Source organism: Microbacterium sp. NPDC079356 (genome assembly GCF_049545465.1).
Classification (GTDB): Bacteria; Actinomycetota; Actinomycetes; order Actinomycetales; family Microbacteriaceae; genus Microbacterium; species Microbacterium gawkjiense.
In genome coordinates, this window is record NZ_JBMWDN010000002.1 from 91,481 (window position 1) to 115,744 (window position 24,264).

Genomic DNA, 24,264 nt, shown 5'->3' on the forward strand with positions numbered 1-24,264 from the left:
CCGACCTCGAAGGAACCCGCATGCACCGCAACGACCACCTGGCCCTGCAGCGCATCGACCGGCTCGTGCGCGACCGGCTGCCCCCGGCCCTCCACCGCGAGACCGCCCCCGTGACGATCGAGGCGTGGGAGGTCCCCGACGAGCCCGTGCCCTTCGCCGAGGCGATCCGGCAGGAGTACGCCCCGTTCGCCGTCGGCACCGAATGGGGCAAGCCGTGGGGCACGGTGTGGTTCCACGTCACCGGCCGCGTGCCCGACTCCTGGCGAGACGTGCCGGGCACCCGTTCCGAGATCGTCGTCGACCTCGGCTTCGACGGCTCCGGTCCGGGGTTCCAGGCCGAGGCGCTCGTGTTCCGCCCCGATGGGTCGATCGTGAAGGCGATCGAGCCGCGCAACACCGCCGTCCCCGTCGAGGGCGACGAGATCGACCTCTGGATCGAGGCGGCGGGCAATCCCAGCGTCGCCGGGACGTTCACCTTCGCCGCGACCCCGCTCGGCGACAAGCGGACCGCGGGCGCGGAGCCCATCTACCGACTGCGGCGCCTGGAGCTGGGGCTGCTCGACCAGACGGTGTGGGAGCTGCAGCAGGACATCTGGACCCTGCGCGGACTCGTCGAGCAGCTCGACCCCGACCGCACCCGTCACGCCCGCGTCCTGGCGGCGCTCGGCCGCGCGGTCGACGCGGTGGACCCCGACGACGTCGCCGGTACGGTCGCCGCGGGGCGCGCCGAACTGCGCGACGCCCTCGACGCCCCGGCATCCGCCACCTCGCATCAGCTGACCGCCGTGGGGCACGCCCACATCGACTCGGCTTGGCTGTGGCCGGTCCGCGAGACCGTGCGCAAGGTCGCGCGGACGTTCTCGAACGTGCTCGACCTCATGCGTACCGAGGACGACTTCGTCTTCGCGGCGTCGTCGGCGCAGCAGTACGCGTGGATGAAGCAGCACTACCCCGAGCTGTTCGAGCGGATGCGGCGGGCCGTCGCCGAGGGCCGGTTCGCGCCCGTGGGCGGCATGTGGGTTGAATCCGACACGAACATGCCGGGATCGGAGGCCCTCGCCCGCCAGTTCGTCGAGGGCAAGCGGTTCTTCCTCGAGGAGTTCGGCGTCGAGCCGCTCGAGGTCTGGCTGCCGGACTCGTTCGGGTACTCGGCCGCGCTCCCCCAGATCATCGCCGCGGCGGGCTCGCGCTGGTTCCTCACGCAGAAGATCTCGTGGAACGAGACGAACCGGATGCCGCACCACACGTTCCTGTGGGAGGGCATCGACGGCACCCGCGTGTTCACCCACTTCCCTCCCGTCGACACGTACAACTCCGACCTGTCGGCGGCAGAGCTCGCCCGCGCCGAGCGTCAGTTCGCCGAGAAGGCGCACGCGACGCACTCGCTCGTGCCGTTCGGCTGGGGCGACGGCGGCGGCGGACCCACCCGCGAGATGATCGCCGCCGCGCGCCGCACCGCCGACCTCGAGGGGTCCCCCAAGGTGCGCCTGGGCTCGCCGGCGCAGTTCTTCGCCGACGCCGAGGCGGAGTACGCGGCGCCGCCGGTGTGGTCCGGGGAGCTCTACCTCGAGTACCACCGGGGCACCTACAGCGCGCAGGCGCGCACGAAGCGCGGCAACCGCGAGAGCGAGCACCTGCTGCGGGCGGCCGAGCTCTGGGCGACGCTCGACACGGTCCGCACCGGCGCAACCTACCCCGCCGAGCGGCTGCGCGCCCTGTGGCAGACGGTCCTGCTGCACCAGTTCCACGACATCCTGCCCGGCACCTCGATCGCGTGGGTCCACCAGGAGGCCGAGGCGACGTACGCCCGCGTCGCGGACGACCTGCGGGAGATCATCGACACCGCCCTGCGCTCGCTCGTGGGCGAGGGCGAGCGGGCGCTCGCGGCCAACGCCGCGGCGGTGGCGCTCGGCGGCGCACCTGCGCTCGGCGTCGGGGCCGCGGCATCCGCTCCCGTCGTCTTGCCCGAAACGGACGGCGACGGCTGGCGGTTCCGGCATTCCCGGTTCGACTGGGCGATCGACGCGCGAGGACTCGTCGTGGGCGCCGTCGACCTCGCCACGGGCCGCGAGCTCATCGACCCCGCGCACCCCGGTGGCGCGCTGCACCTGTTCCGCGACACCCCGCGGGACTGGGATGCATGGAACATCGACGTCGAGGACGGCGCGCTCGGGACCGTCCTCGACGCGGCCGACGAGATCAGGGTCGAGGGGGCTGACCTCGTGGTCCGGCGCCGGTTCGGGTCGTCGTCGGCCGAGCAGCGCTACCGCGTCGACCCCGCGTCCGGCGCGCTCGAGGTGGCGCTGCGGCTCGACTGGCGCGAGCGGCAGAAGATGCTGAAGATCGCCTTCCCGCTGCGGGTGCGGGCCGAGCGCGCGGAGTCCGAGATCCAGTTCGGCCACGTGTCGCGGCCCGTCCACATGAACACGACGTGGGATGCCGCCCGGTTCGAGACCGTCGCGCACCGCTGGATCCGCGTGGCCGAGGGCGAGTACGGCGTGGCGATCGCCAACGACGCGATGTACGGCCACGACGTGCAGCGCGCGCCCGGCTCGGACGGGGGCGCGCGGACGGTCGCGCGGATCACCCTCGTGCGGGCGCCCCTGTTCCCGGACCCCGAAGCCGACCAGGGCGCGCACACCTTCCGCCTGTCCGTGCTGCCGGGCGCCACCGTCGCGGCGGCCGTCGCGGAAGGGCTGCGCCTGAACCTTCCGACCGTCGCCCTGCAGGGGGCGCGCGAGGTCGACCCGTTCCTCGAGCTCGACGACCCGGGCGTCGTCGTCGAGGCCGTCAAGCTCGCCGACGACGGGTCGGGCGACGTCATCGTGCGGCTCTACGAGGCGCTCGGCTCGAGCCGGACCGCGCACCTCGTCCCGGGCTTCCGGGCGACCGGCGTCGTGCAGACGGACCTGCTCGAACGCCCGATCGCGGCGACGGCGCTGCGGGATGCCGCCGGCGACGCGGTCCGCCTCGAGCTGTCGCCGTTCCAGCTGGTCACGCTGCGCCTGGCGCGCTGAGCGTCGCCGGACTCAGTCGAGTCCGCGGACCGGGACCCCGAGCCACTCGCCGAGGTCCCGGACCTCGGCGTGCACCATCTCGCGCTCGTCGTCGTCCAGCGGGACGAGCTCGTGCACGGCGGAAACCACGAGGTTCTCCTTCTCCTTGTCGAGCGCGGCGTCGAGCAGACCCACGAAGCGGTCGCCGACGAGGATCGGATGCGCGAAGTAGCCGTAGACCCGCTGATGCTTCGGTTTGAACTGCTCCAGGACGTAGGTGAACTCGAACAGCTCGGTCAGGCGCGGGCGGTCGAACAGCATGCGGTCGTACGGGTTGAGGATCGCCGCCCGCCCGCCCGGATCATCGCCCAGCGCGGCGAGCGCCTCGGGGTCGACCCGCCAGCGCCACGCGCTGCCCTCGACCTCGGCCGGCTCGCCCGCCGTGCCGACACCCGACCACGACGACTTCTCGCGCGCGATGCCGAGCGCCTGCAGCTGCCGTGCTGCCAGAACGTCCTCGGCGTCGGCCGGGTCCATCTCGGCATCCCGTGCACCGTAGACACGGTCGGGCAGGTCCCACACGCGCTGGCGGCCGATCCGCCCGCTGATGGCGACGTCGCCGAGGTAGGACAGGAGCTCGAGCATGCGCGGCACCTGGTTCGCGCCGTACCAGCCGCTCTCGTTCTTCGCCTGGACGACGCTCGTGTCGGGGATCTCCGAGGCCGGCAGCGGCCCCTCCCGCTCGAGGCGTCGCAGGATCTCGGCGCGGAAGGCGGCGTTGGCCTCGAGGTACTGGCGCGTCGAACCGCCGAGGCGGCGCCCCGGCATGACCGCCCGCAGGGCGGGGAGGAGGGATGCCGGGCGGAAGTGCCCGTCGTACTCGAACAGCAGCCGGTCCCCCTCGACCGCCTTCGACAGCTGCCCCGGCTCGTAGGCCCAGCCGATGCGCGACCAGCAGATCGACTGCTCACTGGGGGCGATGACGGCCGTCGGGTCGATCTTGATCGCGGCGATCTGCTCGGCGACCTCGACGACGTCGCCGGGTCGGTCCGCATCGAGCAGCTGCGCGCGCACCGCGATGCGGCGGGCCTCGTCCCTCGTGAGCCGGTGCATGGGTCGAGGCTAGCGCCCGCCTCGGACGCTGCTCAGCCGGTGGGCTGCAGTCGCGCGTCGACGGTGCGCCGCTCGTCGAAGACGAAGCAGTCGCCGTCGAATCCGTCGCCGCCGACGTGCTCGAAATACCCGAGGATGCCGCCGTCGAGCTGACGCGCGTCGATGCCGTCCTCCCGCAGGACGAGAGCCGCCTTCTCGCAGCGGATGCCGCCGGTGCAGAAGCTCACGACGGTCTTGCCGACGAGCTCATCGCGGTGCGCGGCGGCGGCGTCCGGGAACTCGGTGAACTTCTCCAGGCGCCAGTCCAGTGCACCGGCGAACGTCCCGTGGTCGACCTCGAAGGCGTTGCGCGTGTCGAGCAGGACGACCTCGCGGCCGTCGTCGTCGCGGCCGGATTCGAGCCACCGTCGGAGCGTCACGGGGTCGACCGCAGGGGCGCGTCCGTCCGTCGGTCGGATGGCGGGACGGTCCATCCGGATGATCTCGCGCTTGTGCTTGACGAGCATCTTGCGGAACGGCTGCTCGGCCGACCAGCTCTCCTTCGTCGTGAGCGCGGCGAACCGCTCCTCGGCCCGCAGCTCGTCGACGAACCCGCGGACGTCCTCCGCCGGTCCCGCGAGGAAGAGGTTGATGCCCTCCTCGGCGACCAGGATCGTGCCGTGCAGCGAGCGTGCGTCGGCCCGCTCCTGCAGCTCGGAGCGCAGCGACGCGGGGTCGTCGATCGGCGTGAAGAGGTAGGCGGAGATGTTCAGGACGGATGCCACCGGTCCAGGCTAGGCGACCGGCGGCATCCGTCCCGGGTCGGTCAGCCGACGAACGGTGCCGAGGCGTCGTCGAGCGCGGCGACCTCGTCGGGTGCCAGCTCGAGCGTCGCGCCGGCGATGAGGCCCTCGACCTGGTCGACGCGCGAGGCCGAGGCGATCGGGACGGCACCCTTCGCCCGCAGCCACCCGAGGGCGGCGGAGGCGACCGAGACGCCGTGGGCGGCCGCGACGTCATCGAGCGCGGAGAGCACGGCGAGCCCGTCGGGCGTCGCGTACTTCGCCGCCGATCCCGCACGGGGCGAGGACTGCCCCGAGGTGTCGGCGGAGCGGTACTTGCCGGTGAGGAATCCACTCGCGAGGGCGTAGTACGGCACGACGGTCAGTCCGAGCTCGGCCGCCATCGGGACGACGTCGCGCTCGACGGCGCGGTCGACGAGGTTGTAGGCGGGCTGGGTCGCGATGGGTTCGGCGACCCCCTGCTCGCGGGCCAGGCGCACCCACTCGCGGGTGCGCTCGACGGAGAAGTTCGACACGGCCGGGTAGCGGATGAGTCCGTCGGCGACGAGGGAGCCGAAGGCGGCGACGGTCTCCTCGAGCGGGGTGTCGGGGTCTTCGGCGTGCGCGTAGTACACGTCGATGGTGTCGACGCCCAGCCGGGCGAGCGACGCCTCGGCGGCCGCGCGCACGTTGTCCGCCGACAGGCCGGGGAACTCGGGGTGCTTCGACACCTTGGTCGCCACGACGACCCGCTCGGGCCGCCGCGAGGCGATCCACTCGCCGATGATGCGCTCGCTCTCGCCGCCCGAGTTGCCGGGGACCCACGCGCTGTAGACGTCCGCCGTGTCGATGAAGTCGCCGCCGGCGCCGGTGAAGGCGTCGAGGACGGCGAAGGACGTGTCGCGGTCGGCCGTCCAGCCGAAGACGTTGCCGCCGAGCGACAGGGGGAACACGGTCAGATCGCTGGTACCGAGAACAGTCATGATCTCGATCCTGACACGGCCGCGGATGCCGGGGCTCAGCGCGCGACGATCTCGTCGGCGTTCGCCTGGATCCACGTCATGAGGGGCGTCATCCGCTCCATCAGCTCGACGCCGCGCGGGGTCAGGGAGTACTCGACGCGGGGCGGGACCTCGGGGTAGGACGTGCGCGCCACGATCCCGTCGGCGGCGAGGGTGCGCAGCGTCGTGGCCAGCATCTTCTCGCTGATCCCGTCGACGCTGCGACGCAGCTCGCCCCACCGGCGTGTGCCATCGGTGAGCGCGAGGAGGACGAGGACGCCCCACTTGCTCATGACGTGGTCGAGGACGACACGCGACGGGCACGCCTCGCCGAAGATCCCGGGCGACTCCTGCCGCATCCGCTCGAAACTCACCGACACGTCAGCAGCTTACCTGAAAGTGGGTACCCTCCGCTCGGAATGCATGGGGGTCCGGTGGGGTTGTCCCGGCTGTCGCACGCATCGCGCGATCATCGAAAGGACTCGCCATGACCATCCTCGTCACCGCCGCCGGCGGCCAGCTCGGACACCTCGTCGTCGACGCACTGCTCGCCCGCGGCGCCGCCCCGGAGAGCATCGTCGCCGGAGCCCGCACCGTCTCGAAGGCCGCCGACCTCGCCGGCAGGGGCGTCCGCGTCGTGCCGCTCGACTACACCGTGCCCGAGTCGGTCGACGCCGCCCTCGAGGGCGTCGACAGCGTGCTGCTCATCTCGGGCTCGGAGCCGGGCGGGCGCCTCGCCGGCCACCTGACCGTCATCGACGCCGCCGCCCGCGCCGGTGTCACGAAGCTCGTCTACACGAGCGTCTCGCACGCCGACACCGTCGACCTCGTCCTCGCCCCCGACCACAAGGCGACCGAGGAGGCGATCGCGGCCAGCGGCATCCCCGCCGTGATCCTTCGCAACAACTGGTACATGGAGAACTACGCCGGCGACCTGGCCGGCGCGGCGCAGACGGGCGTCTTGTCGGCCGCCGTCGGCGACGCCGCCGTGGCCGCCGCCGCGCGGGCGGACTACGCCGAGGCCGCCGCGGTCGTCCTGCTCGAGGACGGGCACCTCGGCCGCACGTATGAGCTCGCGGGACCCCGCGCCACCTACGCCGACATCGCCGCCGCCATGGGCGAGGTGCTCGGGCGCGAGGTCGTGTACGCGCCGGCGACCCCCGACGAGCTGGCGGCGCGGCTGGCGTCGTTCGGGCTCGACGAGGGCACCGTCGGGTTCGTCGTCGCCCTCGACGGCGGCATCGCCCGCGGCGCCCTCGACGTCACCTCGTCCGACCTGACCGACCTCATCGGGCGTTCCGTGACCCCTTGGAAGGACGCGCTGCGCGCCGTGGCTCCTGCGAGCTGATCCCTCGCACGCTCCCGCGGCCGCGGCATCCATATTCATCGGAATGGATGCCGCGGCCGCGGCGTTGTGACCGGTATGCAACGCTTCGGAACGCTGTCCTTCGGCCATTACGGTCCCCTCGGCGGGGGTCGCGAACTCACCGCCGGCGACTCGATGCTGCAGGCGATCGACCTCGCGCAGGGCATGGACGAGCTCGGGGTGAACGGCGCCTACTTCCGCGTGCACCACTTCGCCCGCCAGCAGGCCTCCCCCATGCCGCTGCTCGCCGCGATCGCGGCGCGCACCTCGCGCATCGAGGTCGGCACGGGCGTCATCGACATGCGCTACGAGAACCCGCTCTACCTCGCGGAGGAGGCGGCCGCGGTCGACCTCATCAGCGACGGACGGCTCGCGCTCGGCGTGAGCCGCGGGTCACCCGAGAGCGTCATCCGCGGCTACGAGACCTTCGGCTACACCGGGTCGACGGACCCGCGCGGCGCCGACATCGCCCGCGAGCACTTCGAGCTGTTCCTGCGCGCCGTCGAGGGCGACGGGCTCGCCGAGAGCGACCCGCACAGCCCGTTCGGCGGCGGCCACGGGTTGCAGCGCATTGAACCGCACTCCCCCGGGCTGCGCTCGCGCATCTGGTGGGGCGCTGGCAACCGCGACTCGGCCGAATGGGCGGGACGCATGGGGGTTAACCTCATGTCGTCGACGCTGTTGACCTCGGCCGACGGTCGCCCCTTCGACATCCTGCAGGCCGAGCAGATCGACGCGTTCCGCGCGGCGTGGCGCGAGGCCGGTCACGCGGGGACCCCGCGCGTCTCGGTGAGCCGCAGCATCTTCCCCATCACGACCGCGGAGGACGCCATGTACTTCGGCGGCCGCTCCGACGGTGACCAGATCGGGATCATCGACGGCATGCGGTCCACCTTCGGCAAGACGTATGCCGGCACCCCCGACGAGCTCGTCGAGCAGCTGCAGCACGACGCCGCGGTCCGCGAGGCCGACACGCTCATGCTCACGATCCCGAGCCAGCTCGGGGTGGCATTCAACCTGCGTCTCGTCGAGTCCTTCGCCCGCTACGTCGCCCCGTCGCTGGGGTGGACGCCGACGCACGAGATCGCCAAGGCGTAGCGCTCGGGTGCGCCGGGCGAGCGGCGCACGCGGGCATAGGGTGGACCCATGCGGACCCGCGCGGACATCGAGTGCTGGCTGACCGACATGGACGGCGTGCTCGTGCACGAGAACACACCGATCCCCGGCGCTGCGGAGCTGCTCGAGCAGTGGCGCGACGAGGGCACCCCGTTCCTCGTGCTCACGAACAACTCGATCTTCACGCCGCGCGACCTCAGCGCCCGGCTGCGCGCGTCGGGACTCGTCGTGCCGGAGGAGTCGATCTGGACCTCGGCCCTGGCGACCGCGGACTTCCTCGCCTCGCAGATGCCGGGCGGCACCGCGTTCGTGATCGGTGAGGCCGGTCTCACGACGGCCCTCCACGAGGCGGGCTTCATCATGACCGAGACCCGCCCTGACTACGTCGTCGTCGGCGAGACCCGCAACTACTCGTTCGAGGCGATCACCAAGGCGATCCGCTTCATCGGCGCCGGCTCCCGTTTCATCGCCACCAACCCCGACGCGACCGGCCCCTCGACCGAGGGCGTCCTGCCGGCGACGGGCGCCATCTCGGCGCTCATCACGAAGGCCACCGGCAAAGAGCCCTACGTCGTCGGCAAGCCCAACCCGATGATGTTCCGCTCGGCACTCAACCGCATCGGCGCGCACTCCGAGAACACCGGCATGATCGGCGACCGCATGGACACGGACGTCGTCGCCGGGATCGAAGCGGGCCTGCACACCGTGCTCGTGCTCACCGGCATCAGCGACACCGCCGAGATAGAGCGCTACCCGTTCCGCCCCGACGAGATCCTCGGCTCGGTCGCCGACCTGGTGCGCACCGAACCGCGCGAGAGCGACTCCCCCGACGTGCAGGCGGCGCTCGGCCTCTGACGGTCGGCGCCGGTCACCACCCCATCGAGCCCGGCACGCCCTTGAACGGTCCCACGACCTGAGAGGTGACCCACCCGCCGTAGAAGCGACCCGGCTGCGGGGTCACGACCTCACCGGCGACGGTGCACTCGTCCATCTGCTGCGCGTACACCGCCACCCGGTCCGCCAGCTCCTCAAAGCCCGGTTCGGGGTGCGGGTAGTTCCACGCCGCCGCAGGGCGGGGCACGCCGCCACCGTGGACGTCGAGGTAGCGCGCGGCGCCCTTGAACTCGCAGAACGACGACCCCTGACCGGGCGTCAGCGCACCGGGGACGAAGTCGTCGATCGGCAGGTAGTAGACGGGCGGGTGGCTCGTCTCGAGCACGCGCAGGGCACGGCTCGTCGAGGCGATGCGTTCGCCGCCGAGGGTGATCGTGACGGTGCCGGCGACCGGTTCGACGCGGGGAGGCCGGGGGTAGTCCCAGACGCTCTCCTGACCCGGTCCGACGGGGTCGGGGGTGGGATGCCGCATGGTCTCAGATTACGGGCGGAATCATAGGCCAGGGCCGCCCCGCGGCATCCGTCATCCCCCGATAATGAAGTCATGACGGCCCGGCGCCCGACCGCCTACAACGCGATCTCCACGTCATCGCGCGTGGAGATCCTCCACCTGCTGCAGACGACCCCGCAGCAGACCGTCGGCGAGCTCGTCGCGGCGACGAAGCTGCATCCGAACACGGTCCGGGAGCACCTGCAGCGGCTCATCGAGCGCGGGTTCGTCGCCACCGAGGTCGAGAAGCGCACGACGCGCGGCCGACCCCGGGTGTTCTACCGCGCCGTCGACGGCGTGAGCGTCTCGAGTCCGGAGCACCGCCGCAAGGTGCAGGCCGCTGCCGAGCGCGGCGACCTCATGCGCCGGGTCATGCCCGAGACCGCCGGGTCGCTGACGGGCGAGGAACAGCATCAGCTCGACGCGCTCGTCGAGCAGCTTCTCGACGGCGGCTTCGACCCCGACATCGACGAGGACGCCCTCACGATCGACCTGACGCCCTGCGCGCACGCGGCCGATCAGGCGGACAACCGCGAGACGCTCTGCGACGTGCACCTCGGGCTCATGCAGGGCGCCCTCAGCGAGGCGGGCGGGCCCTTGGCGGTCGACGGCATGCGCTCGTCGTGCGATCCGCAGCAGTGCGTCATCCACCTCCTGCGGCGGCGCCCGGACGCCTCCGCGTGAACCCGCCTCAGTAGGCGAGGTTGGTGCGCAGGGACGAGTACCAGACCCAGGCGTATCCGCCCCGGTAGTGGAGCTTGTACCAGTGACGCTTCGAATCCGAGACCCGCAGCGGCGTGCCCTTCGGGATCGTCCCGCCGACCGCGCCGCCTGCGGACTTCCGCCACGTCGCGTTCTTCGTGGTCCGCACGTGCAGGTCGGAGTGCTTCGCCGCCGCCCCGAACGAGCCGTTGAAGTGCGTGTAGACGGTGCGCGCGATGTCGCGGATACCGGCCTTGGACGACCCGGCGTCGCCGATCACGGTAAGCACGAAGGTCGCCTTCGGCCCGCGGATGATCGCGGTGTCGGCCTGAAGCAGACCGCCCTTGACCCAGAGCGAGCCCGGCTTGGAGGCCTGGTAGGCGGAGGCCGGGATGCCGTTGGGAATGCGGGAGCGGAACAACTGCGTGTGCATGAGATCCCGCAGCAGCGTCGTGTGCGTCTTGTTGAGGATCTGCCCCTTCTCGAGGCGTGCCACGAGCAGGCTCAGATCGTTCGAGGTGGTGCGGTTGCCGGCGTAGAGGACGTCCTGTCCCTTCAGCACGCGCCCGTAGGAGGTCTGCGAGTAGCCGGCGGCGGCGATCTGCTTGTTGAGGTTCGAGACGCCGATCCAGTGCACGAGGTCGGTGTGGCAGTAGTTGTCGGACATCCAGATGAGCTCGCGCAGGCATTCCTTGACGGTGAGACCCGACGACAGCTTCGTCGACAGCGACGCCTGCTTCTTCTCCACCCGCTTGAGCGCCGCCCAGGCGACGAAGAGCTTCATCATGCTGGCGGGTTCGCGTCGCGTGGCGCCCGTCTTGCCCGTCAGCACCTCGAGACCGCCGATCTGCCGCACGGTGACGGCGTACGACGAGGAGGGATGCCGCTTCATGGTGGCCGTGATCTTGTCGCGCAGCGTGTTCGCCGCCGCGGTGCGGACGACGGTGCAGCCGTCGCCCGTCAGCACGGCCGCCTGCAACCGGCTGGTCGGACCGACGGCGAGGACGGTGTCCTTTCGCGTGTCGAGGAGGGCGGCCGTGGCATCCGACACGCACTCGGTGCGTGAGTAGAGGAAGGGCTGGCGGAGGGCGCCGGCGACCGCGGCCGCCGTGCCGGTCTCGTGGTTGGGGATCGCGACGCCGGAGACCACGACACCGCGGGTGGTCGTGCTCGGGTAGTCGGCGGCCGTGGAGATCGCCACGGCCTCGCTGGTGCCGCCCGCCATGCGACGCACGCTGATCCCGGCGGAGCGGATGCGGTCGACGAACCCCTTCCCCATCATCGAGGCGATGTTCATCATGACCACCTCCTTCGCACCGACGTCCTTCAGCGCCGCCATCGTGGCGTCGGAGGCCGTGCCGCGACCGTCGACGGCCATGAAGCCGCCTCCCGTCGCGGCGGCGGCCGCCGCGGCGATCGGAGCAGTGTCCATCGTGCGCCCGTCGGCGACGTACACGCGGTCGACGGGGCCCAGGAAGCGCAGGACCGCGCGCGAGAGCGCGTAGGTGTCGGCGCCGGAGATCCGCTCGACGGGGGCCGTCTGACCGAGCACCCGCGCGACCGTACTGTTCACCGACGCCGTCGAGCCGACGACGAGGATGCGCGTCGGCTTCAGCCGGGCGAGTTCGGTCTTGACCGCGGCGGGGATCGAGTCTGGTGCGACGTACAGCATCGGCGCCCGGCGGGCGCCCGCGAGCCCCGCAGCGATCTGCGCGTCGTGGCGTTTGGCGGCGGCGATCACGACCTCGGCGCTTCCGTTCGGGAAGAGGGCGCGGCTCACGGCGATGGTCTGGTCGGCGGCGGTCGCGGCGCTGAGGCGACCCGTCGACGGCATCCGCGGGGCGGGCGGGGCCGCCAGGCGCGCCCCGGCATCCGGCGTCGGAGCGGGTGTCGGGGCCGGCGTGGGTGTCGGGGTGGGCGTCGGAGTCGGGGTAGCCGTGGGCGTAGGCGTCGGCGTCGGCGTGGGCTTCGATGTCGCCGTCGGTGTCGGAGTCGGGGTAGCCGTCGGCGTCGGCGTGCGAGTCGCCGTCGGGGTCGGCGAGACGGTCGGCGACGGTGACACGGCCGGCGTCGGCGAGGGCGTCGTGCCGGCTGAGGCGGGCCCCGCGGTCAGGACGAGGACCGTCGCCAGCCACGCCGCGGTGAAGGCTGTGGTCCGCCGCACCATCGCGGGAACCCGGGACGAATCACCGCGAGTCATGAGCCCCACCGTAGGCGGCGGAGACCGCTCCCACCATGGGGGGCGTCCGGCGCGGCGGCATCCGGGTATTTTGCACGGCCCGATCGGATGCCGCGATCAGCCGGCTGTCGTAGCGTCGGAGCATACCCGTGGAAGGACCAAGCCCGTGGACTTTCTGGACCCGCTCATCCTGGCTCGCCTGCAGTTCGGACTGACGACGCTCTACCACTATCTGTTCGTGCCGTTGACGCTCGGCATGGCGCTCACGGTGGCGATCTTCCAGACGATCTGGCACCGCACCGGCGACGTGAGGTGGCTGCACCTGACCCGCCTCTTCGGCAAGATCTTCCTCATCAACTTCGCGATGGGCGTCGTCACCGGCATCGTGCAGGAGTTCCAGTTCGGCATGAACTGGTCCGCATACTCCCGCTTCGTCGGCGACGTGTTCGGCGCCCCGCTCGCCTTCGAGGGCCTCATGGCGTTCTTCTTCGAGGCGACCTTCATCGGCCTGTGGATCTTCGGCTGGGACAAGCTGCCCCGCCGCATCCACCTGCTCACCATCTGGGCGACGGCGTTCGGGTCGATCCTGTCGGCGTACTTCATCCTGACGGCCAACGCGTTCATGCAGAACCCGGTCGGCTACACGCTGAACCCCGACACCGGCCGCGCCGAGCTCACGGACTTCTTCGCGCTGCTGACCAACCCGGTCGCCCTCGCTGCCTTCCCGCACACGATCTTCTCGGCGTTCATGTTCGCCGCGGCGGTCATCATCGCCGTCGCCGCCTGGCACCTGCGCCGCGGGCAGCACGTCGAGACGATGCGTCCGGCCCTCCGCTACGGCATGTGGTTCATGATCATCTCCTTCGCCGGCACCGCCATCAGCGGCGACCAGCTCGGGCTCGTCATGGTGCAGACGCAGCCGATGAAGATGGCGGCCGCCGAAGCCCTGTACGAGAACGCGTGCGGCGCCGACGCATCCTTCTCCATCTTCTCGATCGGCACACCCGACGGCTCGGAGGAGATCTGGTCGCTGCGCGTTCCCTACCTGCTCTCCTTCCTGTCCACCCAGACGCTCGACGGCTGCGTCGAAGGACTGAACGATCTGCAGGACCTCTACACGCAGCGCTTCGGCGCCGGCGTCGACTACCGTCCCGAGATCTGGGTCACCTACTGGTCTTTCCGCTGGATGATCGGCTTCGGCGGTCTCGCCACCCTCATCTCGGTCGCCGGCCTCTGGGTCACACGGAAGAAGGCGACCCGTCCCGTCGCCGACTGGATGTGGCGCATCGCGATCTGGTCCGCCCCGCTCCCCCTGCTCGGCAGCCTCGTCGGCTGGGTGTTCACCGAGATGGGCCGCCAGCCCTGGATCGTGTTCAGCCTCATGCTCACCGAGGACGGCGTCTCGCCCAGTGTCCCCGGCTGGACGGTGCTCATCTCCCTCGTCGCGTTCACCGCGATCTACGCCTCGCTCGCCGTCGTCGAGTTCCGCCTCATCCTGAAGGCCGCGCAGAAGGGTCCCGACCCCCTGCCCGGGCCCGACGACCCCGACCCACGCGACCTGCCGGTCGACCAGACCCCCTCGACGGTCTACTAGGAGCACGCCATGGATCTCGCCTACCTCTGGTTCTTCGTCGTCGGTGTGTTCTTCGTCGGCTACTTCGTGCTCGACGGCTTCGACTTCGGCGTCGGGATGAGCCTGCCGTTCCTCGGCCGCGACGAGGTGTCGCGGCGCCAGGTCATCAACACCATCGGGCCGGTGTGGGACCTCAACGAGACGTGGGTCATCGTCGCGGGCGCCTGCCTGTTCGCCGCGTTCCCGGAGTGGTACGCGACCCTGTTCAGCGGGTTCTACCTGCCGCTGCTGCTGATCCTGCTCGCCCTCATCCTCCGCGGCGTCTCGTTCGAGTACCGCCACCAGCGCGAGGGGCTCGCGTGGAAGCGCGGCTTCGACCGGATGATCGTCATCGGCTCGGTCGTCCCGGCCCTGCTCTGGGGGGTCGCGTTCGGCAACATCGTCCAGGGGGTGCCGATCGACGCCGACAAGGAGTTCACCGGGTCGCTCCTCACCCTCCTGAACCCCTACGGACTGTGGGTCGGCGTCACCACCCTGCTGCTCTTCTTCCTGCACGGTCTGTACTTCGTGGGGCTGAAGGCCGACGGCCGGGTGAAGGAGGACGCTCACGCCCTGGCCCGTCGCGTGGCGATCCCGACGATCCTCTTCGCGGCCGGGACGGTCGTCTGGACCACGGCGATCGCGATGGACCGCGACGCCCCCGCACTGGCGGCGGTGATCGGATGCGGCGTCGCCGCCGCGCTCGCCCTGATCGGCTCCGCCGTGGCCAACCTGCGGGAGCGCGACGGGTGGGCCTTCGCGCTGGGCGCCGTCACGATCGTCACGGCCGTCCTCACCCTGTGGTTCGCGCTGTTCCCCTTCGTCATGCCGTCCTCGACCGACCCGGCGTTCTCCCTCACGATCGAGAACGCGTCCAGCACCGACTACACGCTCGGGGTCATGACGTGGGCGGCGGTCATCTTCCTGCCGGGCATCCTGGCCTACCAGGCCTGGACGTACTGGGTCTTCCGCAAGCGCATCTCGCGTGCGCAGATCGAGAAGGCGGATGCCGCGCCCGCCCACTGAGACGGCGGAGGAGGATCGACCCATGGCCCCCGAGCTCGAACGGCGGCAGCCGCCGCCGGTGGACCCCCGGCTGTGGCGGTACGCGACGGCATCCCGATCCTTCCTCCTGCTCATCGGACTGCTCGCGCTGGCGCAGACGGCGGTGGTCGTCGGCTTCGCCTTCCTGACGACGCGAGCGGTCGTCGATGCGATCGCGGGACGCGAGATCGCGGGAACCCTCCTCGCCCTGGCGGCCGTCGTCCTCCTCCGCTCGGTGCTCTCGTTCGCGCGCGAGCGGGTGGCCGCCCGCGCGTCGGCGCGCGTCGAGTCGCAGCTGCGGGCTTCCGTGCTCGACGCGATCGGCCGCCTCGGGCCGGGGTGGACCGCGGCCCGCAGCACGGCGCAGCTCGCCCTCGTCGCCGGGCGCGGCCTCGACGCGCTCGAACCCTACGTCGGCCGCTATCTGCCCCAGCTCGTGCAGACCGTGGTCGCCACGCCGATCCTGCTCGCGGTGATGGGGACCGCGGACGCGGTCTCGGGCCTCACCGTCCTGCTCACCCTGCCGCTCATCCCGATCTTCATGGTGCTGATCGGACTCGCGACCCGCAGCGTCCAGCGCCGCCAGTGGGACACGCTCACCCACCTCGCCACCCGCTTCGCCGAAACGGTGCAGGGACTGTCCACCCTCACCGTCTTCGGGCGGCAGCATCGCGCCGCGGACTCGATCGAGCGGGTCACCGACGACTATCGGCGCGAGACGATGACCGTGTTGCGGGTGTCGTTCCTGTCGGGGTTCGCCCTCGAGTTCCTCGCGTCGATCTCGGTCGCCATCGTCGCCGTGACGATCGGCTTCCGGCTACTCGACGGGTCGCTCAGCCTGACGGTCGGGCTCTTCGTCCTCCTGCTCGCGCCCGAGGCGTTCCTGCCGATCCGCCAGGTCGGGGTGCAGTTCCACGCGTCGAGCGAGGGCGTCGCGGCGACCCGCGACGTGTTCGCCGTCCTCGACGAGGCCGCCGCGGCGACGCCGTCGGCACCTGCGGCGGCAACGGTGGACCGGGGGACGCACGTGCTGCGGCTGACGGACGTCCGGGTGCGCGACCTGACGCCGGTGGACCTCGAGGCGCGGTCGGGCGAGATCGTCCTCATCGAGGGGCCGAGCGGCGCGGGCAAGTCGAGCCTGCTGCACGCCCTCCTGGGCTTCGCGCCCGCGACGGGCCGCATCGAGCTCGACGGCCGCGACGTCCGCACCCTCCCGCCGTCGTCGTGGCTCGCGTGGGCGGGGCAGCGCCCGGGGCTCGCGGCGGGGACGGTCGCGTCGAACGTCTCGCTGGGGGACGCCACCCTGCCCGCCGCGACGGTCGCCGAGGCGCTGTCGCTCGTGGGGCTCTCCGACGTCGATCCGGAGCAGGTCCTGGGCATTCAGGGTGCCGGACTCTCGGGTGGGCAGGCGCAGCGGGTCGCCGTCGCCCGCGCGATCGCGCGCCACCTGCGCGGGCACGCCCCCGTCCTCGCCCTCGACGAGCCGTCGGCCGCGCTCGACGCCGCCGCGGAGGCGCACCTCTGGCGGTCCCTCCGATCGATCGCGGATACCGGGGCCCTCATCCTGCTCGTCTCGCACCGCACGACCGCCCGCGCGATCGCGGATCGCGTCGTGCGGCTGACCGGTGCGGGGGTGTCGGTGTGACGACGACCCGTGACGTGCTGCGCGGCGCCGTGCCGCCTGTCCGCCGCCTCTGGCCCGCCCTGGCCTCGGGCTTCCTCTCGGAAGCCTCGGCGGTGGCCCTGCTCGCCGTGAGCGCCTGGCTGATCGTGCGCGCCGCCGAGCAACCGCTCGTCCTCTACATCACGACCGCGGTCGTGGGAGTCCGGGCCTTCGCCCTCTCCCGCGCCGTGTTCCGCTACACCGAGCGCCTCGCGGGCCACGACGCGGTGCTGCGCCAACTGGCCCGCACGCGGACCGACCTCGTGCGCCGCCTTCTCCCCCACGCGCCCGCGGGGCTCGCCTCGGCCGGCCGGGGCGATGCGGCGACGGCCCTCGTCGACGACGTCGACGAACTGCAGAACCTGCCGCTGCGCGTCGTCCTGCCGCTCGTGTCGTCGGCCGCCGTCGCGGTCGGCGCCGTCGTGCTCGTCGCCGTCGTGTGGTGGCCCGCCGCCCTCACCCTCGCGGCGTGCCTCGTCGGCGCGGGGGTCGCGGCGACCGCGTGGGGCTGGACGGCGGGCGCCCGCGCCGAGCGCTCGATCGCCCCCCTGCGCGCACGACTGCGCGGTGCGATCCTCGACCACCTCTCGCGCCTCGACGTCCTCGTCGCCTACGGCGCGGAGCACGACTCGCGTGCCGACGTCCGCGCCGCGGACGCGGCACTGCGGCGCGCCCTGCTCCGGCGCGCCGCGGCGCAGGCGGGGACGGCGGCCCTCGTGTCGCTCGCCGCCGGCGCCGCGACCGTCCTCGCGCTCGTCGCCGCCGCCCCGGCCGCGGCCGAGGGTGCGCTCTCGGGCCCGTCCCTCGCCGTGGTCGTGCTCGTGCCGATGGCGGTGTTCGAGGTCTACACGTCCGTGCCGCTCGCGGCGTCCGCGTGGCGGCAGGTCCGCGCGGCCGCGACGCGTGTCGCGGGCGTCGTCCCCGCCGCGGTGCCGGCGGAGATCCCACCCGCAGGCGCGCCGACGGGGCAGGCACCGCCGCTCGGCGACGGCCTCCGCCTGCGCGGCGTCACGGTCCGCTGGCCGGGCGCCGACCGCCCCGCGTTGACCGACGTGGACCTCGACGTCCGCCCCGGCGAGCGGATCCACGTCGTCGGTCCGAGCGGCGCGGGCAAGTCGACCCTCGCCGCCGCCCTCGTCCGCTTCCTCGCCGCCTCCGGCGAGTACACGATCGGCGCACGCCCCGTCGAGGCGATCGCCCCCGACGACCTGCGACAGACCGTGGGACTGTGCGAGCAGCATCCGATGCTCTTCGACGAGGACATCCGCCAGAACCTGCTCTTCGCCCGCGACACCGCGACCGACGACGAGCTCGTGCGCGTCCTCGAGCGCGTGGGCCTCGGCGACTGGCTCCGCGCGCGCGGCGGACTCGACGCGCGGGTCGGCGAGCGCGGCGCGCTCGTCTCGGGCGGTCAGGCCCAGCGCATCTCGCTCGCGCGCGCCCTGCTGCGCGGCTTTCCCGTGCTGATCCTCGACGAACCGACCGCCGGCGTCGACCCGTCCGCCGCCGATGCGCTGCTGACCGACTTGCTCGGCGCGGTCGACGGGTCGCACGCGGTCGTGCTCATCTCGCACGCCGAGGTCCCGGCATCCCTCGTCGACCGCACCGTCCGCGTCGCGAACGGTCGCCTCACGGCCTGAGACCTCAAGCGACGGGCGCCTCGCGCTCGGCGGCGGCCGCGATGCGGTTCGCCATGCCCTGGAAGATGAAGCCGTGGAAGGGCAGCACGGCGAACCAGTAGAGCCGTCCGGCGAGCCCCTTCGGGAAGAAGACGGCGCGCTGGTCGTACCGTGAGCCCGACCCCTCGGGGCTCGCGCGCAGTTCGAGCCACGCGAGGCCCGGCACCTTCATCTCCGCACGCAGGCGCAGCAGTCGCCCTTCCTCGACGGCCTCGACGCGCCAGAAGTCGATCGCGTCGCCCGCCGCGACCTTGCCGCGGCTGCGGCGCCCGCGCTGCAGGCCCACACCGCCCACGAGTCGGTCCATCCAGCCGCGGACGGCCCACAGGAACGGCGACGAGTACCAGCCGTTCTCGCCGCCGATCCCGACGATGACGCGCCAGAGCTGCTCGGTGCTCGCCGACGTCGTCGCGCTCTGCTCGTCGGTGAACACGAGCCGGCCGGCCCACTCGGGGTCGCTCGGCAGCGGGTCGCTCGGCACCGACGAGACCTCGGCGTCCTGCCAGCTCGTCTCGACGGCGTCGGCCTCGACCTTGCGCAGCGCCAGCCGCACCGCCTCGCGGTAGGGCGTGAGGCCGCCCTCGGGCCGCGGCAGCAGCTCGTCGACGGCGTGGTCGTCCATGATGCACTCGTTCTGCAGCGACGCGATGAGCGGCCGGGCGATCGCACGCGGAACGGGTGTCACGAGGTTCACCCAGTGCGACGCGAGACCGGGGGTGAGCACGGGCAGCGCGGCGATCGCGCGCTGGCGCAGACCCGCCTCGACGGCGTACCCGTTCATCATCTGGCCGTAGCGGAGCACGTCCGGCCCGCCGATGTCGACGGCCCGGTTGACGTCCGAGTCGACCCGCGCCGCCGCGAGCAGGTAGTGCAGCACATCGCGCACCGCGATCGGCTGGATGCGGTTGCGCACCCACTTCGGCGCCGGCATGTACGGCAGCACGTCGGTGAGGTGACGCACCATCTCGAACGAGGCGGACCCCGACCCGATGACGACACCGGCCTGCAGGACGAGGGTGGGGACGCCGCTGTGCAGCAGCACCTCGCCCACCTCGACGCGCGAGCGCAGGTGCGGGCTCAGCTCCACACCGGCCGGGTGCAGACCCCCGAGGTAGACGATGCGACCGACGGATGCCTCGGCCGCCGCATCCGCCACTGTCTCCGCCGCCCGCAGGTCCTTCGTCTCGAAGTCGTCGCCGCCGCCCATCGAGTGGACGAGGTAGTAGAGCACGTCGACGTCGTCGACGGCGCGGGCGACGGCGTCGGCGTCCTCGGCGGCGCCCTCGACGACCTCGACCTCGCTCCCCCACACGAACGCCCTCACCCGGGCGGGCGTGCGGACGAGCACCCGCACCCGGTACCCCGCCGACAGGAGTCGCGGGACGAGGCGTCCGCCGAGGTATCCGGTCGATCCGAGCACCAGCGCGCGCGGCGCGGAGCCGTCGGCGCGGGGCTGGGCGACGAGGGCGGATTCGCGGCCGGTGGGGGCGGAGAGCTCGCTCATGTCGCCACGATAGACCGGCCGCGGAGGGGTGCGGCCCCCGCTCGACGGACGGGTTTTGTCAAGGGACAGCCGCACGGATGCGGGCCGCGGACCACGCGCGTACCGTGGAGAGATGGCCAGGTCATCCCGTCAGCCGATACCCCCGTCCTCCGATCCGATCACCCGCCCGACGCCCCCGCCACGCCTCGACGTGGACGATGTGGTGGTCGTCGACACGAAGCGCGTCCGCACCGCGATCAGCGGCACGGTCGTCGGCAACTTCATGGAGTGGTTCGACTTCGGCATATACGGCTACCTCGCCGTCACGATCTCCGTCGTCTTCGCGGACGATCTGCCCGAGCCGTGGAACCTGCTCGTCACCCTCCTCGGGTTCGCGATCTCATTCCTCGTGCGCCCCATCGGCGGCCTCGTCCTCGGCCCGCTCGGCGATCGCATCGGTCGGCAGAAGGTCCTCTTCTTCACGATGGCGATGATGGCCGTCGCGACCGCCCTGATCGGCGTCCTGCCCACGAGCGCGCAGATCGGGCTCTGGGCGATCGTGCCGCTGTACCTGCTCAAGATGGTGCAGGGGTTCTCCACCGGCGGCGAGTACGCCGGCGCCACCACGTACGTCGCGGAGTTCTCCCCCGACAAGCGACGCGGCTTCTGGTCGTCGTGGCTCGACCTGGGCTCCTATGTCGGCTTCGCCGCCGGCGCCTCGGTCGTCGCCCTCACCACCGTCATCACCGAGTCGGTGTGGGGCGAGACCGCGATGACCGACTTCGGGTGGCGGATCCCGTTCCTCGTCGCGATCCCCCTCGGCATCGTCGCCATCTGGTTCCGCCTCAAGATCCCCGAGACCCCCGCCTACGAGAACGCCGCCGAGACCGAGAACGAGCCGGACCGCGACGACCCCCTCGCACGCCACGGGATCGGCGGCATCCTCCGTCACCACTGGCGCGAGGTGCTCATCGGCATCGCGATCGTCGCGGCGACGAACACCGCCGGCTACGCCCTCACAAGCTACATGCCGACCTACCTCGAGACCGAGGTCGGGATCTCGAACCTCGGCGCGGCCGTGGCGACCGTGCCGGTGCTGCTCGTGATGTCGGCCTGTCTGCCGTTCATCGGGATGCTGAGCGACCGGATCGGCCGGCGGCCGGTCTACATGATCGCCGCCGGCTCGACGATCGTGCTCATGATCCCGGCGTTCGCGATCATGCAGATCGGGCAGGAGTGGGCGGTCTTCGTCGCCCTCGGGATGGTGGCGATCCCCGTCGCCTTCTACGTCGCCGTGTCGGCGTCCACACTGCCGGCCCTGTTCCCGACCGCGTCGCGGTTCGGCGCGATGGCGATCGCCTACAACGTCTCGGTCTCGCTCTTCGGCGGCACGACTCCGCTGTTCAGTCAGGCCCTCATCGACGCCACCGGCAACACCTACATGCCCGCGTTCTACATCATGATCTTCGCGCTGCTGGGCGGGATCGCGCTGCTGTCGATGAAGGAGACCGCGAAGCGACCGCTGCTCGGCTCGGTGCCGACCGTCGAGACGCGCGCGGAGGCGGTCGAGGTCGTGGAGCGTCAGGACGACGACCCGCTCATCGACACGTCGACGATGCCGATCCCGGTGCACCGCTCATAGCTTGACGCCGTAGGCGCGGGACCCCGGCGACGAGGGCAGTGGAGCGAGCCCGAGGCGGGTGTAGAACGCCATCGCGTCGGTGTTCCCCGCCGACGCCACGAGGTGCAGTCCGGGGACGCTTCGCTCGCGGAGCGCGTGGAAGAGCGTCTCGATGAGGCGGCGCCCCGCGCCCTTGCCCTGAGCCTGCGGCAGCAGGTCGATGTGCAGGTGCGCGGGGAACTCCTCGGCGTACCGCTCGGTCTTCTCCCCGCGGCTGTAGGCGTAGAGCAGGGTGGCGTCCTGACGCGTGATCTCGCGCTCGGGCTTCGGCCAGCGGTGCGCGTGGCGCGGCCACCACTCGTCGTGGAACCACCGCTCGAACGCGTCGGTGTCGGGCGTCGCGACGACGTATCCCGTGACGGTGCCGTCCTCGTCCTCGTCCTCGTCCTCGACGAGGAAAGCCAAGTCGGGGTGGCGTTCGACGTAGGGCAGGACCCAGATGTGGGCCCAGATCGCGTCGTCCTCGAAGATCCCGGTCGCGTCGCCGCCGCCGTCGGCGGTCCGCAGGCAGATCTCGGCGAGGGCGGGTTCGTCCCCGGGACGGAACGGACGGATGCGGGATGCCGCACTCACCGCCGACCGTTCCCGAACACGCCGCGGATGACGCTGCCGATGATCGACTGCGTCGCCTTCGATCCGAGGATCTGCTCGAGCGGCGAGGACTCGGCGCGACGCGAGGTCCGGGTGCGGCCGCCGGTGCTGCGGAGGATCCGGTCGTACTCCCGCTGCGCGTCGGCTTCGGCCTTCTTCTGCGCCTTGTCCATCGCGGCCTTCTGCTTCGCGTACTCCGCGTCGGCCTTCGCCTTGTCGGCGGCGGCCTTGGCGGCATCCGCCTCGGCGTCCGCCGCCGCCATCTTCGCGGCGAGGATCTCGCGCGCCGACTCCCGGTCGACCGGGGTGCCGTAGGTCGCGAGCAGCGGCGACGCCGCGACGGCGGCCTGCACGGCGGCCGCCGGGGTCGGGGACATGAGCCCCTGCGGCGCACGCAACCGCGTCCAGGCGACGGGCGTGGGCGCGCCCTTCTCGTTCATGACGGTCACGATCGCCTCGCCGATGCCGAGCTCCTGCAGCACGCGTTCGAGGTCGTAGCCCGAGGTCGGGTACGTGCCCACCGTCGCGCGCAGGGCCTTCGCGTCGTCGGGCGTGAAGGCGCGGAGCGCATGCTGGATGCGCGAGCCGAGCTGGCCGAGGACGTCGCCCGGCACGTCCTTCGGGGTCTGCGTCACGAAGAAGACTCCGACCCCCTTCGAGCGGATGAGGCGCACGGTCTGCACGATCGCCGCGGTGAACGCCTTCGACGCGTCGCGGAACAGCAGGTGCGCCTCGTCGAAGAAGAACACGAGCTTGGGCTTGGCGGCATCCCCCACCTCGGGGAGGATCTCGAACAGCTCCGCGAGCAGGTACATGAGGAACGTCGAGAACAGTTCGGGCTTGTCGGCGATGCCGGGCACCTCGAGGAGCGAGATGATCCCGCGTCCGTCGGGGGTGGTGCGCAGGAAGTCGCGGACGTCGAACTCCGGCTCGCCGAAGAACACGTCGGCGCCGCCGTCGGCGAAGGTGATGAGCTCACGCAGGATGACACCGGCCGTGGCGGAGGACAGCCCGCCGAGGTCCTTCAGCTCGGGCTTGCCGGCGTCGCTGGTCAGGTGGGTGAGGACGGCGCGCAGGTCCGCCAGGTCGACGAGCGGCAGCCCGTGCGCGTCGGCGTAGTGGAAGACGAGGCCGAGGCTCGACTCCTGCGTCTCGTTGAGACCGAGCACGCGGCTCAGCAGCAGCGGACCGAACCCGGTGACGGTGGCCCTGACCGGGACGCCGGTACCAATGCCGCCGAGCGCGAAGTACTCCGTGACGGATGCCGCCGGTTCCCACGCCTGGCCGATCGCCTCGGTGCGGGCCAGGAGCTTCGGGCTCGATTCGCCGGCCGTGGCGACCCCCGTGAGGTCCCCCTTGATGTCGGCCGCGAAGACCGGCACGCCCTTGGCCGCGAGCTGCTCGGCGAGCCCCTGCAGGGTGCGGGTCTTGCCCGTGCCGGTGGCCCCGGCGACCAGCCCGTGTCTGTTGGTCATCGCGATCGGGATTCGGATCTGCGCTTCGCGGACCGCGTCGCCGTTGACGAGCGCGCCGAGGTCGAGCGTCTCCTCTTCGAACGTGTACCCCGTGACGATCCGCGCGACCTCCTCCGCGTCGAGCGGGCCGGTGGGCGCGTCGGGAGCGGGCGCGTCGGCCGGAGTGGGTGCGTCGGCCGGAGTGGGTGCGTCGGCAGGAGCGGGCGCGGCGGGCGGCGGAGGGTCGGCGGCCGGGGCGGGATCGCCGTCCGGGCCGGCCGCGGTCGGAGGCGCGGCATCCGTCTGTGTCCGTGCGGCCGCCGCACGTGCGGCGGCCAGGGCGGCCTGCGCCTTCGCGAGCTTCAGCTCCGCCTCTGCGGCGGCGGCCTCGGCTTCGAGACGGGCGAGTTCGGCAGCGGCTTCCTCGGCGCTCATGCCG

19 protein-coding genes are annotated in these 24,264 nt (G+C 72.0%); 10 read left to right on the forward strand and 9 right to left on the reverse strand.

Translation table 11 applies throughout. The annotated features are described in order from the left end of the window. Positions 1-20: 20 nt before the first annotated feature. Positions 21-3,017: an alpha-mannosidase gene (locus tag ACPEH0_RS05270; protein ID WP_366213887.1), complete on the forward strand. Its 2,997-nt coding sequence runs from the start codon at positions 21-23 to the stop codon at positions 3,015-3,017. A gap of 12 nt (positions 3,018-3,029) precedes the next feature. On the opposite strand, the gene ACPEH0_RS05275 is transcribed toward ACPEH0_RS05270, so the two are convergent. The 4 genes from ACPEH0_RS05275 to ACPEH0_RS05290 are packed head-to-tail and all read right to left on the reverse strand — an operon-like array spanning position 3,030 to position 6,251. Then, complete coding sequence (locus ACPEH0_RS05275) at positions 3,030-4,109, reverse strand: DNA glycosylase AlkZ-like family protein (RefSeq protein ID WP_366213886.1); 1,080 nt, start codon at positions 4,107-4,109, stop codon at positions 3,030-3,032. Positions 4,110-4,141: 32 nt separating this feature from the next. Further along, positions 4,142-4,873, reverse strand: coding sequence for a sulfurtransferase (locus ACPEH0_RS05280; protein ID WP_217530842.1), 732 nt, complete (start codon positions 4,871-4,873; stop codon positions 4,142-4,144). 41 nt (positions 4,874-4,914) lie between these two features. Further along, the gene (locus tag ACPEH0_RS05285; protein ID WP_217530841.1) at positions 4,915-5,853 is read right to left on the reverse strand and encodes an aldo/keto reductase; all 939 of its coding nucleotides are present in this window, start codon (positions 5,851-5,853) and stop codon (positions 4,915-4,917) included. A 35-nt stretch (positions 5,854-5,888) separates the two neighbouring features. After that, positions 5,889-6,251, reverse strand: coding sequence for a winged helix-turn-helix transcriptional regulator (locus ACPEH0_RS05290; RefSeq protein ID WP_359919481.1), 363 nt, complete (start codon positions 6,249-6,251; stop codon positions 5,889-5,891). 107 nt (positions 6,252-6,358) lie between these two features. Between ACPEH0_RS05290 and ACPEH0_RS05295 the strand changes: the two genes are divergently transcribed. The 3 genes from ACPEH0_RS05295 to ACPEH0_RS05305 all read left to right on the forward strand — a co-directional run bounded on the left by ACPEH0_RS05295 (position 6,359) and on the right by ACPEH0_RS05305 (position 9,208). Beyond that, a complete protein-coding gene (locus tag ACPEH0_RS05295) occupies positions 6,359-7,219 on the forward strand; it encodes an NmrA family NAD(P)-binding protein (protein WP_217530839.1) in 861 nt (286 codons plus the stop codon). Between the two features lie 75 nt (positions 7,220-7,294). Continuing rightward, the gene (locus tag ACPEH0_RS05300; RefSeq protein ID WP_217530836.1) at positions 7,295-8,335 is read left to right on the forward strand and encodes an LLM class flavin-dependent oxidoreductase; all 1,041 of its coding nucleotides are present in this window, start codon (positions 7,295-7,297) and stop codon (positions 8,333-8,335) included. A gap of 48 nt (positions 8,336-8,383) precedes the next feature. Then, positions 8,384-9,208: an HAD-IIA family hydrolase gene (locus ACPEH0_RS05305; RefSeq protein ID WP_217530835.1), complete on the forward strand. Its 825-nt coding sequence runs from the start codon at positions 8,384-8,386 to the stop codon at positions 9,206-9,208. 13 nt (positions 9,209-9,221) lie between these two features. Here the strand turns inward: ACPEH0_RS05305 and ACPEH0_RS05310 are convergent, their stop codons facing one another. Further along, the gene (locus ACPEH0_RS05310; RefSeq protein ID WP_217530833.1) at positions 9,222-9,719 is read right to left on the reverse strand and encodes a DUF427 domain-containing protein; all 498 of its coding nucleotides are present in this window, start codon (positions 9,717-9,719) and stop codon (positions 9,222-9,224) included. A gap of 72 nt (positions 9,720-9,791) precedes the next feature. Between ACPEH0_RS05310 and ACPEH0_RS05315 the strand changes: the two genes are divergently transcribed. Next, positions 9,792-10,421 carry a helix-turn-helix transcriptional regulator gene (locus ACPEH0_RS05315; RefSeq protein ID WP_064003012.1) on the forward strand — a complete coding sequence of 210 codons (630 nt, stop codon included), beginning with the start codon at positions 9,792-9,794 and terminating at the stop codon, positions 10,419-10,421. A gap of 7 nt (positions 10,422-10,428) precedes the next feature. Here the strand turns inward: ACPEH0_RS05315 and ACPEH0_RS05320 are convergent, their stop codons facing one another. Continuing rightward, complete coding sequence (locus tag ACPEH0_RS05320; RefSeq protein ID WP_366213885.1) at positions 10,429-12,639, reverse strand: serine hydrolase; 2,211 nt, start codon at positions 12,637-12,639, stop codon at positions 10,429-10,431. 145 nt (positions 12,640-12,784) lie between these two features. On the opposite strand from ACPEH0_RS05320, the gene ACPEH0_RS05325 reads away from it, so the two are divergent. From ACPEH0_RS05325 to cydC, 4 genes are read left to right on the forward strand one after another with little or no spacing between them, the layout of a single operon-like run. After that, positions 12,785-14,212, forward strand: a complete 1,428-nt coding sequence (locus ACPEH0_RS05325; protein WP_217531018.1) for a cytochrome ubiquinol oxidase subunit I — start codon at positions 12,785-12,787, stop codon at positions 14,210-14,212. 9 nt (positions 14,213-14,221) lie between these two features. Then, positions 14,222-15,256: a cytochrome d ubiquinol oxidase subunit II gene (gene cydB, locus ACPEH0_RS05330; protein ID WP_217530831.1), complete on the forward strand. Its 1,035-nt coding sequence runs from the start codon at positions 14,222-14,224 to the stop codon at positions 15,254-15,256. Positions 15,257-15,278: 22 nt separating this feature from the next. After that, complete coding sequence (gene cydD / locus ACPEH0_RS05335) at positions 15,279-16,919, forward strand: thiol reductant ABC exporter subunit CydD (protein ID WP_366213884.1); 1,641 nt, start codon at positions 15,279-15,281, stop codon at positions 16,917-16,919. After that, the gene (gene cydC / locus ACPEH0_RS05340; RefSeq protein WP_366213883.1) at positions 16,916-18,577 is read left to right on the forward strand and encodes a thiol reductant ABC exporter subunit CydC; all 1,662 of its coding nucleotides are present in this window, start codon (positions 16,916-16,918) and stop codon (positions 18,575-18,577) included. Before cydD ends, cydC begins: the two co-directional genes overlap by 4 nt. A 4-nt stretch (positions 18,578-18,581) precedes the next feature. On the opposite strand, the gene ACPEH0_RS05345 is transcribed toward cydC, so the two are convergent. After that, a complete protein-coding gene (locus ACPEH0_RS05345) occupies positions 18,582-20,120 on the reverse strand; it encodes an SDR family oxidoreductase (RefSeq protein WP_217530825.1) in 1,539 nt (512 codons plus the stop codon). Between the two features lie 190 nt (positions 20,121-20,310). Between ACPEH0_RS05345 and ACPEH0_RS05350 the strand changes: the two genes are divergently transcribed. Beyond that, on the forward strand, positions 20,311-21,741 hold the full coding sequence (locus ACPEH0_RS05350) for an MFS transporter (protein ID WP_423719440.1): 1,431 nt from the start codon (positions 20,311-20,313) through the stop codon (positions 21,739-21,741). On the opposite strand, the gene ACPEH0_RS05355 is transcribed toward ACPEH0_RS05350, so the two are convergent. Then, complete coding sequence (locus tag ACPEH0_RS05355; protein ID WP_366213881.1) at positions 21,736-22,353, reverse strand: GNAT family N-acetyltransferase; 618 nt, start codon at positions 22,351-22,353, stop codon at positions 21,736-21,738. The two genes, ACPEH0_RS05350 and ACPEH0_RS05355, sit on opposite strands and share 6 nt — an antisense overlap. Further along, a complete protein-coding gene (locus tag ACPEH0_RS05360) occupies positions 22,350-24,260 on the reverse strand; it encodes a helicase HerA-like domain-containing protein (protein WP_366213880.1) in 1,911 nt (636 codons plus the stop codon). Before ACPEH0_RS05360 ends, ACPEH0_RS05355 begins: the two co-directional genes overlap by 4 nt. Between the last annotated feature and the right edge of the window lie 4 nt (positions 24,261-24,264).

Excerpts from the sequence above, each read along its gene's own strand:
- ACPEH0_RS05270 (WP_366213887.1), top strand. The coding sequence starts at position 21 with ATGCACCGCAACGACCACCTGGCCCTGCAGCGCATCGACCGGCTCGTG.
- ACPEH0_RS05275 (WP_366213886.1), bottom strand. The coding sequence starts at position 4,109 with ATGCACCGGCTCACGAGGGACGAGGCCCGCCGCATCGCGGTGCGCGCG.
- ACPEH0_RS05285 (WP_217530841.1), bottom strand. The coding sequence starts at position 5,853 with ATGACTGTTCTCGGTACCAGCGATCTGACCGTGTTCCCCCTGTCGCTC.
- ACPEH0_RS05295 (WP_217530839.1), top strand. The coding sequence starts at position 6,359 with ATGACCATCCTCGTCACCGCCGCCGGCGGCCAGCTCGGACACCTCGTC.
- ACPEH0_RS05300 (WP_217530836.1), top strand. The coding sequence starts at position 7,295 with ATGCAACGCTTCGGAACGCTGTCCTTCGGCCATTACGGTCCCCTCGGC.
- ACPEH0_RS05305 (WP_217530835.1), top strand. The coding sequence starts at position 8,384 with ATGCGGACCCGCGCGGACATCGAGTGCTGGCTGACCGACATGGACGGC.
- ACPEH0_RS05310 (WP_217530833.1), bottom strand. The coding sequence starts at position 9,719 with ATGCGGCATCCCACCCCCGACCCCGTCGGACCGGGTCAGGAGAGCGTC.
- ACPEH0_RS05315 (WP_064003012.1), top strand. The coding sequence starts at position 9,792 with ATGACGGCCCGGCGCCCGACCGCCTACAACGCGATCTCCACGTCATCG.
- ACPEH0_RS05320 (WP_366213885.1), bottom strand. The coding sequence starts at position 12,639 with ATGACTCGCGGTGATTCGTCCCGGGTTCCCGCGATGGTGCGGCGGACC.
- cydB (WP_217530831.1), top strand. The coding sequence starts at position 14,222 with ATGGATCTCGCCTACCTCTGGTTCTTCGTCGTCGGTGTGTTCTTCGTC.
- cydD (WP_366213884.1), top strand. The coding sequence starts at position 15,279 with ATGGCCCCCGAGCTCGAACGGCGGCAGCCGCCGCCGGTGGACCCCCGG.
- ACPEH0_RS05345 (WP_217530825.1), bottom strand. The coding sequence starts at position 20,120 with ATGAGCGAGCTCTCCGCCCCCACCGGCCGCGAATCCGCCCTCGTCGCC.
- ACPEH0_RS05360 (WP_366213880.1), bottom strand. The coding sequence starts at position 24,260 with ATGAGCGCCGAGGAAGCCGCTGCCGAACTCGCCCGTCTCGAAGCCGAG.